At 41.0% G+C, this 13,624-nt stretch carries 13 protein-coding genes; 1 reads left to right on the forward strand and 12 read right to left on the reverse strand.

Annotated features, from left to right (window positions below):
* Nucleotide 1 precedes the first annotated feature (1 nt).
* From rnc to recG, 7 genes are all read right to left on the reverse strand, one after another.
* On the reverse strand, nucleotides 2-763 hold the full coding sequence (gene rnc, locus R6U77_RS19140) for a ribonuclease III (protein WP_319836833.1): 762 nt from the start codon (nucleotides 761-763) through the stop codon (nucleotides 2-4).
* Between the two features lie 144 nt (nucleotides 764-907).
* Nucleotides 908-1,144 (reverse strand): acyl carrier protein, encoded by a 237-nt coding sequence (gene acpP, locus R6U77_RS19145; RefSeq protein WP_107837916.1) that lies wholly within the window; start codon nucleotides 1,142-1,144, stop codon nucleotides 908-910.
* Between the two features lie 39 nt (nucleotides 1,145-1,183).
* On the reverse strand, nucleotides 1,184-1,927 hold the full coding sequence (gene fabG, locus R6U77_RS19150) for a 3-oxoacyl-[acyl-carrier-protein] reductase (protein ID WP_319836834.1): 744 nt from the start codon (nucleotides 1,925-1,927) through the stop codon (nucleotides 1,184-1,186).
* Nucleotides 1,927-2,871, reverse strand: coding sequence for an ACP S-malonyltransferase (fabD, locus tag R6U77_RS19155; RefSeq protein WP_319836835.1), 945 nt, complete (start codon nucleotides 2,869-2,871; stop codon nucleotides 1,927-1,929). The genes fabG and fabD overlap by 1 nt, the downstream gene beginning before the upstream one ends.
* On the reverse strand, nucleotides 2,871-3,875 hold the full coding sequence (gene plsX / locus R6U77_RS19160; RefSeq protein WP_293921369.1) for a phosphate acyltransferase PlsX: 1,005 nt from the start codon (nucleotides 3,873-3,875) through the stop codon (nucleotides 2,871-2,873). The genes fabD and plsX overlap by 1 nt, the downstream gene beginning before the upstream one ends.
* Nucleotides 3,872-4,450, reverse strand: a complete 579-nt coding sequence (gene fapR, locus R6U77_RS19165) for a transcription factor FapR (protein WP_319836836.1) — start codon at nucleotides 4,448-4,450, stop codon at nucleotides 3,872-3,874. The genes plsX and fapR overlap by 4 nt, the downstream gene beginning before the upstream one ends.
* A gap of 82 nt (nucleotides 4,451-4,532) precedes the next feature.
* The gene (gene recG, locus R6U77_RS19170) at nucleotides 4,533-6,575 is read right to left on the reverse strand and encodes an ATP-dependent DNA helicase RecG (protein WP_319836837.1); all 2,043 of its coding nucleotides are present in this window, start codon (nucleotides 6,573-6,575) and stop codon (nucleotides 4,533-4,535) included.
* A gap of 438 nt (nucleotides 6,576-7,013) precedes the next feature.
* Between recG and R6U77_RS19175 the strand changes: the two genes are divergently transcribed.
* On the forward strand, nucleotides 7,014-7,952 hold the full coding sequence (locus tag R6U77_RS19175) for a phosphotransferase enzyme family protein (RefSeq protein WP_319836838.1): 939 nt from the start codon (nucleotides 7,014-7,016) through the stop codon (nucleotides 7,950-7,952).
* A 57-nt stretch (nucleotides 7,953-8,009) separates the two neighbouring features.
* Here R6U77_RS19175 and sdaAA read toward each other — a convergent pair whose 3' ends face one another.
* The 5 genes from sdaAA to R6U77_RS19200 form a co-directional block, all read right to left on the reverse strand.
* Entirely contained in the window at nucleotides 8,010-8,906 is an 897-nt protein-coding gene (sdaAA, locus tag R6U77_RS19180; protein ID WP_319836839.1) for an L-serine ammonia-lyase, iron-sulfur-dependent, subunit alpha, read from the reverse strand.
* A 12-nt stretch (nucleotides 8,907-8,918) separates the two neighbouring features.
* Nucleotides 8,919-9,581 carry an L-serine ammonia-lyase, iron-sulfur-dependent subunit beta gene (sdaAB, locus tag R6U77_RS19185; RefSeq protein ID WP_293921374.1) on the reverse strand — a complete coding sequence of 221 codons (663 nt, stop codon included), beginning with the start codon at nucleotides 9,579-9,581 and terminating at the stop codon, nucleotides 8,919-8,921.
* 157 nt (nucleotides 9,582-9,738) lie between these two features.
* Nucleotides 9,739-11,382 carry a DAK2 domain-containing protein gene (locus R6U77_RS19190; protein ID WP_319836840.1) on the reverse strand — a complete coding sequence of 548 codons (1,644 nt, stop codon included), beginning with the start codon at nucleotides 11,380-11,382 and terminating at the stop codon, nucleotides 9,739-9,741.
* A gap of 19 nt (nucleotides 11,383-11,401) precedes the next feature.
* The gene (locus R6U77_RS19195; protein WP_107839200.1) at nucleotides 11,402-11,764 is read right to left on the reverse strand and encodes an Asp23/Gls24 family envelope stress response protein; all 363 of its coding nucleotides are present in this window, start codon (nucleotides 11,762-11,764) and stop codon (nucleotides 11,402-11,404) included.
* 235 nt (nucleotides 11,765-11,999) lie between these two features.
* The gene (locus tag R6U77_RS19200; protein ID WP_319836841.1) at nucleotides 12,000-13,610 is read right to left on the reverse strand and encodes a M20/M25/M40 family metallo-hydrolase; all 1,611 of its coding nucleotides are present in this window, start codon (nucleotides 13,608-13,610) and stop codon (nucleotides 12,000-12,002) included.
* Between the last annotated feature and the right edge of the window lie 14 nt (nucleotides 13,611-13,624).

The raw sequence follows: 13,624 nt of genomic DNA on the forward strand, positions 1-13,624 counted from the left end.
GTTATGCCTCCTCCTGCTCTAGCTGCTTAAACGCATTCATTGCACTTTGAGCTGCTTGCTGCTCCGCCTCTTTTTTCGACTTTCCACAGCCAATTCCTAGTTCCTGATCATTCAATAGCACTCGAGAAACGAAAGTACGGTTATGGGCTGGTCCTTTTTCATCTATAATTTCATAATGAAGTGGTCCATTATTTGTTTGCTGAACCATTTCTTGAAGCTGGCTTTTAAAATCCATCACATGCGAAAAAGCACCGACTTCTATTTTCGGAAATACGACACGCTCTAAAAATGTGACAACATTGTCTAAACCTTGATCTAAATAAAGTGCACCTACAAATGATTCAAAAACATCTGCTAAAAGTGCAGGGCGCTCACGACCTCCCGTTAGCTCCTCTCCTTTGCCCAATAAGACGAACTGCCCGAATTGTAGCTCGTTGGCAAAAACAACAAGAGAAGGTTCACATACGATAGAGGCACGTAGCTTTGTCAGCTCCCCCTCGCTCATTTGTGGATATTTTTCAAATAAATATTTTGAGACGGAAAGCTCTAATACAGCATCTCCTAAAAATTCTAAGCGTTCGTTGTCCGTGTATAGCTTGCGTCGATGTTCATTCACATAGGATGAATGGGTAAATGCTTGGTACAATAATGCGGTATTTTGAAATGAAATGTTGAGCTCTTGCTGTAAAACTTGGAATTGATTTTTTATTTTCTCTGAAAATGTGCCTGCTTTATGCTGGCTTCCTTTTTTTCTTATCGTCATTCATAATCTGCCTTCCTAGTAGTTTCTACTCTTAAGTGTACAATGGAATAGCTGTTTTTTCAAAGGGGGGCTATAATTATTTTCCTTTCTTTACGAAAAGAAAAAGAGATATGTTTGCCTATGACAAACATATCTCCGTATTCGTTAGTTAACTTTGCTTTCAATATAGCTGATCGCATCACCAACTGTTCCGATTTTCTCCGCATCTTCATCAGAAATTTCCATATCGAACTCATCTTCTAATTCCATAACAAGCTCAACTACGTCTAATGAGTCAGCACCTAAATCATCACGGAAAGAGGCTTCTAATTTTACTTCGCTCTCTTCAACACCTAAACGATCAACTACTACTTTTGTTACACGCTCTAAAACTGTAGACACATTGGTCACCTCCCCTCAAAGTAAAGTGTAAAATAAGTCTTACATGACCATACCGCCATCTACATGTAGCGTTTGTCCTGTAATATAATTTGCTGCATCTGAAGCGAAAAATACAACCGTTTTCGCAATATCCTCAGGCTGCCCAAGCTTCGCTAAAGGAATTTGTGCAAGCATCGCCTGTTTTAATTCCTCAGATAGCTCATCCGTCATATCTGTTGTAATAAAGCCTGGTGCAATAGCATTCACTAAAATATTGCGACTTGCTAGCTCCTTCGCTGTCGTTTTCGTCAAGCCAATGACACCAGCTTTTGCTGCAACATAGTTTGCTTGTCCTGCGTTACCAGATACCCCTACGATAGATGAAATATTAATAATGCGTCCACTGCGTTGCTTCATCATTTGACGTGTCACAGCCTTCGTGCATAAAAAGACGCCCTTTAAGTTTGTGTTCATCACATCATCCCATTCGTCTTCCTTCATGCGCATTAATAAATTATCACGCGTAATACCTGCATTATTTACTAATATATCAATTGAGCCGAATGTTTCCAACGCTTTATTCATTAATTGTGCAACAGATTCTGCATCTGCTACGTTTGCCTGTACTGCAATTGCTTCGCCACCAGCTGCTTGAATTTGCTCTACAACTTGCTGTGCACGCGCCTCACTGCCGCTATAATTCACAACTACTTTTGCGCCCTGTTTAGCAAGCTCTAATGCAATAGCTTGACCAATACCACGTGATGCACCTGTTACAACAGCCGTTTTATTTTGTAATGTCATTATGCCCACTCCTTCGCAGCATCTACTAATGCTTGTAATGATTCTTCATCATAGACACAATACACTTGTGCTGTGCGGTCGATTTTTTTCACTAAGCCTGATAAGACTTTACCTGGTCCACATTCCACAAAAAAAGTAACACCTTGCTCTAATAGTGTACGCACATTTTGCTCCCATAGAACAGGGCTCACGACTTGCTCAACCATTTCACGACGAATTGCTGCCGCATCTGTCAGTAGTGTAGAAGTAACATTGCTGACAACAGGAATTGTTGGTGGCTGCACATTTAATTGTTCAACAGTTTCTGCTAATTTATCTGCTGCTGGTTGCATTAGGCTTGAATGGAAAGGTCCGCTTACAACTAATGGAATCGCACGTTTTGCGCCTGCTTCCTTCGCTGCTACACATGCTTTTTCAACGCCCTCTTTTGTACCAGAAATGACGATTTGCCCTGGACAGTTTAAATTCGCTAGTTGTACGGCGTCACCTTCTGCCGAAACCGTATCACAAATTGCTTTTAAAGGCTTTGCATCTAATCCTAAAATCGCTGCCATTGCTCCTTGCCCTGCTGGTACTGCCTCGTCCATATAAAGGCCGCGCTTATGCACTGTCGCTACCGCCTCGTCAAATGTTAACACACCAGAGGCAACAAATGCACTATATTCACCTAATGAGTGGCCTGCTGTAAAATCTGGGCGAATTCCTGCCTCGATAATTTTATTAGCAACCATTACACCTGTTGTCAGTAATGCAGGCTGTGCATGATATGTTAATGTTAGCTCCTCTTGCGGGCCGCTTAACATTAAATTTGATAGAGAAAAGCCTAACACTTCGTCTGCACGTTCATACAAGGCTTTGCTTGCTGTTGTTGTTTCGACAAATTGTGCGCCCATCCCTACTTGCTGTGAGCCTTGTCCAGGAAAAATAAAAGCGATTTTCGTCATTAGTCGTTCTCCTTTACTTGTTGCTGTTTTGCAATTGCTTCTTTAATCGTTGCACAAACATCATGCTCTACCATCATATGCGCTTGTTTAATGGCGCTATAAATCGCCTTTGCATTCGATGAACCATGTGCTTTAATAACAGGTGCCTGCAAGCCGAAAAGCGCTGCACCACCATATTCCGTATAATCCATTTTATCTTTTAACGATTTTAAATCATTTTTCACAAGCATTGCCGCAAATTTTGATTTTGTCGTTGCCATTAATGCACCTTTTAGCATCGAAAAAATTGTACCCGCCGTGCCTTCTAATGATTTTAATACCATATTGCCTGTAAAGCCATCCGTTACAACAACGTCAGCGACACCATTTAATAGCTCTCGTGCCTCAACATTGCCTTCAAAGCGAAGCTCTGTTTCTTTTAATAGAGTAAATGCGGCTTTTGTTAATTCATTGCCTTTATTATCTTCCGTTCCGATATTTAGTAGCCCAACGCGTGGTGCTTTTTGTGCACGTACTTTTTTGACATAAATATCACCCATAATGGCATATTGCTGTAAATGCTCTGGCTTTGCCTCCGCATTCGCTCCTAAATCAAGCATTAAAAAGCCTTGTCCATCAACTGTTGGCAATGTTGTTGCTAAAGCTGGTCGAGCAACACCTTCAATGCGTCCTACCTTGTATAAACCGCCAGCCATTAAAGCACCTGTATTGCCTGCTGATAAACAAGCATCTGCCTCATTTGCCACAACAGCATCTAAAATCTTTGCCATGGAAGAGTCCTTTTTACGACGTACAGCGCGTGCTGGATCATCGTCTCCACCTACCACTTCTGAGCAATCAATCACTGTCAAACGCGGATGCTCCTTTAAATAGGGAGCCATTTTTTCCTGCTGACCGTATAATTGAATTTCAATTGTCGGGAAATCATCTAAAGCTAATAATACCCCTTCAATAATCGATTGCGGTGCGTGGTCGCCACCCATACCATCTACTGCTAATCTCATGTTGCTTCACCTACACCTTTCGTACGGTACATTTCAAATTCACCTATAAATACTATCTCATTATCTACTGTTGATTGCACATCAACATATGTACGATTTTTTATTTTATCCTCAGCACGAACTGTTGCCTTTGTAACAACGCGATCACCTGCTTTTACAGGTTTAACAAACACAACGCTCGACTTAACCGTCAAAGCCAGTTCATCATTAATAACTGCAACAGCTAATGAGTTTGCCTGTGCAAACAAATGATGTCCACGCGCAATCCCATTACGCTGAAAGACATGCTCCTCCCTAACATCAAAAATGGAAAGAGCACGCTTATCTAATTCAATATCTATAATTTCACCAATTACTTCGTCTAAAGGTAAAGATTTCACTTCGTTTTCATAGTTTTTTGCTGCGACATCTTTAATGCGCTCACGCAGCTCTGGAATCGCCAGCTCCATGCGATCTAAGCGGATTGTTTGTACACTAACACTAAATTTAGCAGCTAACTGGTCATCTGTGACGAATGGGTTATCTGCGATTGTCTCTATTAGTAATTGTTGGCGTTCTTTTTTCGTTCTTTTCATCGTCACTTGTCACCTGCTTTTTAGTATTAGAACTTGGTACTAATACCAGTATACATTTTCAAAAATAAGAACGCAACCATTTTTAATCAATGCGCTCCCCTTGTAGTACACCTGATGCTTCAAGGCGATGACGAAGCGGTGCGTATGCCTCTTCCTTCCAAAATGACTCACTATGCACAAGACGCTCTGCATCGCGTCTTGCCACATCTAATGCACGATAATCATGCACAAGATCCGCCATTTTAAATTCAGGTAGGCCGCTTTGCTTTTTACCAAAGAAATCACCAGGACCACGTAGTTCTAAATCCTTTTCAGCCAATTTAAAACCGTCATTCGTTTCCGTCATCGACCGCATGCGCTCCTGCCCTTCATCCGATTTAGGGTCGGCAATTAATACACAATACGATTGATGTTCCCCACGTCCTACGCGTCCCCTTAGCTGATGGAGCTGTGCTAAACCGAAGCGCTCCGCATCATAGATCGTCATAAATGTTGCATTCGGTACGTTCACCCCAACCTCTACAACAGTCGTTGACACGAGCACATGTATCTCACCGTTACTGAATGCACGCATAATCTCATCTTTTTCGGTCGGATGCAGACGTCCATGCATGAGGCCGACTGTAAAGCTCCCTGCAAAATATGCTGTTAAATGATTATAGGCATCGACTGCATTTTGTACATCTAGCTTGTCAGATTCCTCAATCAATGGACAAATGACATATGCTTGTCTTCCTTTGGCAAGCTCTGTCTGCATTTTAGAAAGCACGGCACCAAGCTGCTCCTCCTTCATCCAGTGCGTTTCGATTTCCTTACGCCCTGCTGGTAGCTCATCAATAATTGATACATCCATTTCACCAAATGCGGTAATGGCTAACGTTCTAGGGATTGGTGTCGCTGTCATAAAGAGCACATCTGGATGCTCTCCTTTATCACGCAAAATGCGGCGCTGTTCTACGCCAAAGCGATGTTGCTCATCGGTAATAACAAAGCCGAGCTTATGAAATGCGACATCGGGCTGTATCAATGCATGTGTACCAATTAAAATATCAATCTCTCCCGCAGCTAATTGCTCCAATAAAAGGCGACGCTCTTTCGTTTTTGTTGAACCTGATAAAATCGCAACACGCACACCAATTGGCTCAAACCAGCCCTTCAATGACTCCGCATGCTGCTCTGCTAAAATTTCAGTTGGCGCCATCAATGCTCCTTGATAGCCTGCTGTGACTGCTGCATATAAGCCGATTGCCGCAACGACCGTTTTCCCTGAACCAACATCCCCCTGTAGAAGACGATTCATCCGCTGTGGCAATTTCAAGTCTTTACATATTTCATTAACGACACGCTTTTGCGCAGCTGTTAGCTCATATGGCAATGTTTGAATAAAGGCACGCAGTTTGTCAATATCATAAGCAATTTCAAGCCCTTGCTCCGCCTCCTTACGACTTTTGCGCAATGCTTGAATGCGCAATTGAAATTCAAGCAGCTCCTCGTAAACAAAGCGGCGACGAGCTTGCTTTGCATGCGTGGCATCCTTTGGAAAATGCACGCCCTCTAACGCTTCTTGAATATCAACTAGCTGATAGTCTAAACGTAATTGTGGTGGTAAAATATCCTCTACATCCCCCACTATATCAAGTGCCTGTCGCATATATTTACGGAAGCGCTTTTGTTGAATTAAGCCACGCAAACTATAAACTGGCTCAAAATCTACTTGCTCTGTTTTCGGACCAAATGTGACGGAGGACCCAACAATCACTTGACGCCCTCGGTCCCATTTTCCTGTTACTGTGACAAGCGTGCCTGGCAACAGCCGTTGTCGCAAATAGCCTTGATTAAAAAATACCGCTTTTACTAAATGGCGCCCTGCGCGCACAGCTACCGTTAAACGCTGTTTATTTTTCCCTAAAAAAATGACGGAGGGTATCGATTCAACCGTTGCCTCAATTGTAACGCGCTCATTATGTGGCGTTTCAGCTAAATCCTTCAATCGAAAATCCTCATGACGATAAGGAAATGTCCAAATTAAATCGCCAATTGTTTCAATATGTAATGATTGTAGATGCTCTGCTGTTTCCTTGCCAATTCCCTTCAATGTCGTTACAGGTTCTGTACAGCTTGTCATATTATATCCCTCCTTTTACACGTGTCGTTGTTATTCATCGTACATTGAATATTTTGATAGCTGCACATTTGTACTCGTTCTACAAGCTGTATTACTTTATAAAAAGTCCATACGATTGCGAATTTCAATAATATTCCCAAAGCCTTTAAATCGGCAAATATTATGTAATAGTCTTGTACAGAAATTTTCTCCCAAAAAATCTTATCCAATAAACACTGTTTCGTCTGGAAAAAGGTCCGCCCCTAACATACAATCTTCTATGCTATAGCATTCGCATCCACTAAATTGTCAAGCCATGTTTCATCAATCAAATCTACAAAAATAGTATATAAATGCTTGCCATAGCTATTCAGAATTTCAAAACGGACACCTTTCATACGTGTTCATCTTCTCTTCATGTATAATTATTATATTACATTGATAAAGGAGGAGATTCCAATGAACGACACTTTCCAACGAATTGTAGCAACCTTTTGGGGTATTGAGATTGCATCGTGCGACGTAATCCGTGATAGCGCTAAAAAGCTCGCTGTCATTACCGCAATGGATGGCACGCGCTATATGTTAAAAGGCGAGCAGTATAATAGCGATAAGATGCAGCAAATCTGCGCATTTGCAAATAAGCTTTCTGCAATTTTGCCTGTCACCACTTATTTAAAAATAGGTGATGGTGGCTATACAGTAACAGAGCAAAATATTGTCTATACGCTTGAACATATGGTTTCAGGTATCGCGATTAACTGTTTGACAAATATACATATTGAAGAAATCGGCACTGCATTAGGCAAAATGCATCGTTTCTCACTGGAACATACCATTTTATTAAATCAAGCAACTTCTTGGGCGATGTTTGGTGGCAATGAGAGCGATGCACTTGGTGATTATGATGAAAACGAGCTATGCTTTCGTGATTTTGCAACCGCATTTGCACAAGAGCCACATATGCAGGACATCGCTTCGCTTTATACAGGGTATCGTAAGCAATTAGAAGACGTGTGGAGAGAGCTACCAATAGCGGCAACACAAGGCGATTTTTGCTATTACAATATGCTTTTTGATGAGCAACAAATTAGTGGTATTTTTGATTTTAATTTAGCAGGTGATGAAGTTTTACTAAATGAATGTGTAGCAGTAGGTGTTTACTTATGCTGGCATGTAGATTATCAAGGCGAGCTGTCTTCTACGCAACGATTTCAACAATTTATGCAAGCATATGAAAAGCAAAGAACTTTGAATGTATTGGAGAAAAAGATGTTTCCTGCGTTATTCGCTATTATTCGTGCGTTCCGCTATGACCGTGTAGAGAATGGAATTAAAAATAGTGAAGCAAAAGGGGCATTTTTGAATGAGACATTGGAGATTTTACGTAATTGCTAGTAAAAAAATAAAGCTCTCGAGAAATTGGACTACTATCCACATTTCTCGAAAGCTTTTTTACTGCCCTTGTACAACTGCACCACCAAAGATTTTGGCAGCTAATGCCTTACCTGTTGGTGTTGCAGCTAGTCCACCACGTGCCGTTTCTTTTAAGTCTGGATTCATTGATTCACCAATGCGATACATAGCACCGATAACCTCATCACAAGGAATGCGGCTCGTTACTCCTGCTAACGCCATATCTGCTGCAACAATCGCATTTGCTGCGCCCATCGCATTACGTTTCACACATGGCACTTCTACTAAGCCTGCAACAGGGTCACAAACAAGCCCTAGCATATTTTTCAATGTAATCGCAAAGCCTTCTGCACATTGCTGTGGCGTACCCCCAGCCATTTCCACAATAGCCGCCGCCGCCATACCAGCCGCTGAGCCGACTTCCGCCTGACAGCCACCTGCCGCACCAGAAATTGATGCATTGTTCGCTACGACAAAACCAAAGGCACCTGATGTGAATAGGAAATTAATCATTTGCTCACGTGTTGGATTTAATTTATGTTGAATCGCAAACAGCGTCCCTGGTACAACGCCTGCTGAGCCTGCTGTTGGTGTTGCACAAATTGTGCCCATCGCTGCATTTACTTCGTTTGTTGCCACTGCTTTACTAACAGCATCCAACAATAAATCGCCAGCTAGCGACTTGCCTGAAGCAATATATTTTTGCAATAATACTGCATCGCCACCTGTTAAGCCAGTAACAGAATGTACACCCTTGATGCCGCGCTCTACCGCTTCCTCCATTACTGTTAAATTACGATCCATTTGCGCCATAATATCCTCACGCGAACGTCCCGTCATTTGCATTTCCTGCTCAATCATAATTTCAGAAATGAGCTTTCCTTCTTGCTCTGCACGCTCTACTAGTTCTCGTACATTTTGAAATAATACGTCCATTATGCTCACTCCTTAGTTGTTAATTTTCGATACTTTCGTAATATGTGGTATATAGGAAATTTGCTGTAACACACGTTCCTCTATATTTTGATCAACTTCAATAACCATTAATGCTGTTAACCCACGCTCAATACGCGACACTTCCATATGTCCAATATTGACATCGTGCATCGCCAAACAATTTGCTACATTCGCAATACAGCCTGCACGGTCATCATGCACAACTAAAATCGCTGGCATTCCACCTGTTAAGCGAAGTTTGAAACCGTTTACTTCACTAATTTCAATTTTCCCTCCACCAATTGAAACACCTTCAACGCTCATTTCACCTTCATCATCACCCATGACGATACGCGTTGTATTTGGATGCTCCTTATGCGCCTCTTCTGGAATAAACTCGAAAGATAAGCCTGCTTTTTCAGCATCCTCAAATGCTGTTTTAATGCGCTCATCATACGTATCATAATCTAATAAGCCGCCTACAATCGCCACATCTGTGCCATGTCCACGATATGTTTCTGCAAACGAGCCATATAAATGAATTTTTGCCCACTTCGGCTGACGACCAAATAAATCACGCGCTACACGTCCAATTCTTGCCGCACCTGCTGTATGTGAAGATGAAGGTCCAATCATTACAGGACCAATAATATCAAAAACGGAAGTAAACTTCATACCCGTTCCTCCTAAAAAAATCTCTTATTTACTACTTAGTGTATCAGAATTGTCGCTTGGACACAAAATTTACTTATATCAAAAGAATCATATGGAAAATAATTACTCATGTACATATAAAAAGCTGTAGAGAAACGACTTTCTCTACAGCCTCACCTTATTCCACTGATAAAATAAACGGATATAACGCTTGCTTTCCTTCAACAACTTCTACTTCTGCATCAGGATAATTTTCTTCGATAAATGCAGCTAGCTGTGTGGCTTCATCTGCTGTTGCATCTTCACCATAAATAACTGTGACAATTTCCGCATCTTCGTCAACAAGTGATGTAGCAACTGTTTGCGCCGCCTCCATCATCGTCGGTGTTGATAAAATAATTTTGCCCTCAGCTAATGCCATAAACTCGTCTTTACGGATTTCTACACCATCAATCGATGTATCGCGTACCGCAAATGTTACTTGCCCTGTTTTCACATGTGCAAAGCTATCTACCATGCTTGCTTGATTTTCCTCCACAGATACCTCTGGGTTGAATGCTAAAATCGCAGCCATCCCCTGTGGAATTGTTTTTGTTGGCACAACCGCTGCCTCAATATCTAATAATTCAACCGCTTGCTCAGCAGCCATAATGATGTTTTTGTTATTAGGTAAAATAACAACGCGCTCTGCACCGATTTCTTTTACGGCTTTCACGATATCCTCTGTTGAAGGATTCATCGTTTGTCCGCCTTCAATGACATATGAAGCACCGATTGAACGCAATAAATTCGCTACACCTTCACCCATTGCAATCGTCACAACCGCGTATGGATGCTTTTCCACTTTTGGTACTGTTGCTACAGGGGCTTCCCCAACAATTGCAGAATGCTGCTCACGCATATTATCTACTTTAATTTTGATTAAGCTACCATATTTTTGCCCTGCTGCAAGCACTGCTCCTGGTGTTTCTGAATGAATATGCACTTTAGCAATTTCATCATCCGAAATAACAAGCAAGGAATCACCCATCGGATTTAGCTCTTGGCGGAATTGTTCCTCGTCGAACGGCTCTTTATCTGACTCAAAGCGCACCATAATTTCTGTACAATAGCCAAATTCAATATCTTCCGTGTTCATAAAATCTTGCACACGATGATGCTCCGCATTGATTAAATCATCTAATGAAGATTCATTTTTTTGTGGCAGTGGCTCGCCTTTTAATGAGGCAAGGAAACCTTCGTATACAAATAATAAGCCTTGTCCACCGCTATCGACTACGCCTACTTCCTTTAAAACAGGAAGCTGCTCTGGTGTGCGTGCTAGTGAGGCTTTCGCTTCTGCTACAAGCGCCTCCATGACAACAATAATATCATCTTCATCTTGCGCTACTTCCACTGCCTTTGCAGCCGCTTCACGAGCTACTGTTAAAATTGTTCCTTCAACAGGCTTCATTACTGCCTTATATGCTGTGTCAACACCTGCTTGGAAAGCATCAGCAAAGCCGATTGCATCGATTTCTGCTTCCTTTTCAATCGCTTTTCCGAAACCACGGAATAATTGCGACAAAATAACACCCGAATTTCCACGTGCGCCCATTAATAGGCCTTTCGCTAATCCTTGTGCTGTTTTCCCGATATGCTCCTGTGCTTGTACCTCTGTTTCTTTTGCACCTGATGTCATCGACAAATTCATATTCGTTCCTGTATCACCATCTGGTACAGGGAATACATTTAATGAATCTACATAAGCCGCATTTTGATATAAATGGTGTGCCCCCATTTGTACCATTTCTGCGAATTTCATTCCGCCTAAAGACTTCATTAGATTTGCTTCCTCCTCATTACACATTCATCACACGAACGCCTTGCACGAAAATATTAACGGACTTCACGCTCATACCTAATGTTTTATTTACTGTATATTTTACTGTTGATTGTACTTGATAAGCAATTTCAGAAATTTTTGTACCATAGCTTACAATAATGTACATATCAATATGTAAGTCTTCGCCTTCTTGACGAACTAGCACACCTTTTGTAAAGTTCTCTTTACGTAAAATATCTGTTAATCCATCTCGAATTTGATGTTTGCTTGCCATTCCAACAATACCGTAGCACTCAACCGCTGCGCCACCTGCAATTTGTGCAATCACATCATTCGAAATATCGATTTGTCCGAATTCATTGTGGATTTCTATTGACATAAATACGCCCCCTAAGTACTTTTAAACTACTCTTTATTGTACTACATAAACAATAATTATAAAAGAAAACGCCATAATTCGTCTAGTGCCGCTTAAGATAAATTAAAAACAGACTGTCAATTTAACAGCATAACATGAATAAAACGCATGAAATCAAAGTGCAAAGCTTTAATCTCATGCGCTACTATTTAACATTTCTGTTATTTCAATATTATATATGAAATACGTCTAAATATCACTTTAGACCTACCTCAGATAAACTTTTAATAAGCTTCTCAATCATAACAGGCATTTCTACAAAGGCACTATCAACATGCAATCTTTCTGTTTTTTGATGCGGGTCTTTACCAAATGGTCCTACATTTAACACTGGACCTTGTAATGCTGCCATCATATCAAAAGGAATGCTATATGTTTCTCCCCAAACAGGTGTATTTTTCTCGAATGCTAACCAACCATTCTCACTATCTGAATAATTAACATAGCTTAAATCACATATGCCGTTAAAATAATGAATTTGTTCAACTTCATTATTAAATGTCTTCGCTACCTCTTTCAGCAATTCAATTGATTGTTCAACAATTGGATGGTTCGATGCGTTAATTGCTGGATAATATGGTGGTGTATAAAGTAACACTGTTGCAGGTGCTAGCTCCTGACAACGAATCATCAGCTGATCCACAATGCGAATGGATTTCTCTCGATCATCCCAGCTCTCATGATGAATAACTCGCTGTTTAATTGCCTCCACCTCTGCTTCTCCAAGTTTCTCTATAGCAAGCTCTAAAAGTGCCTCATAACGTATAACCTTTACAGCACCTACACCTTTGACACCCTCACGCTGGCAAATTTGCTGATAATGCGTATTACAAGCGTTCATAGCTTCCACTGCCACCTGTTCAAAAATATCCATCACCTCTGTCGCTGTGCGCTTCATTAAAAAGACATTATACAGCGCTGCAGCACGATAAGGTGTTTGTGTCGAATATTCCATCTTCAAATCCTTTAATTGCAGCGATACTGGAAGGGGTGTACTTTCACCTAAATCTTGCTCACGGAAAATAGGGTTCCATTCCATATGCTGTGTCATATAGGAAGCAATAAAATTAGCTGTCATGCCTTTTAAAGGTTCTCCTACATGTGTTTCTTTCCCATAAAATAAAGCGGCAGGCATAATTTTTCCAATAGTGCCAGAGTAAATATATTCTTTAATATCAGTAGGTTCTTGTGAGAAGGATGGCTCACTATTTAAAAATAATTTATATGTTAGATGATGCTGCTCACGTAACCGTACTAATTCTACAACTGCTGCTCGCATTCCAGCGGAGTTCACTTCTTCATCTGGAACAGCGGTTAATAGAAGGTTGATTGGCCATTGTTCAATGCTTGCCCTTTCAATTAGCTGCATATGCAATGCTAGTCCCATTTTCATATCCATTGTGCCGCGCCCAAATAAATACTTCCCCGACTCCAAATCAATTTTCACTTGTTCTGGTAAATCTTTAAAATACTTAGGCTCCATCAGCTTTTTTGTCAGCTCTTCTGGATAAAAGGCAAGCGGCTCTAACTCACCATACTCCTCTGTATGCACCGTATCAAAGTGACTGATTAGTACTACCGTTTCTGTTGCGGTTGGATGCTTATAAAGAGCCGTTACTGCATGTCGACCAAGTCCCGCATCATGCAATTCAACAAATTCAGGTTGTTGTTGAAAATATGACAATGTCTGCAATTTATCCTTTAATTTATAAGCAAATTCATTTTCACCTTGTGTTAATGTCCTGCTTTCCCAGCTGACAATTTCACATAATAATGCACGTAGCTTCTCTGGTGTATTCCAATTCATAAACAATTCTCCTC

The organism is Lysinibacillus louembei (assembly GCF_033880585.1).
GTDB lineage: Bacteria > Bacillota > Bacilli > Bacillales_A > Planococcaceae > Metasolibacillus > Metasolibacillus louembei.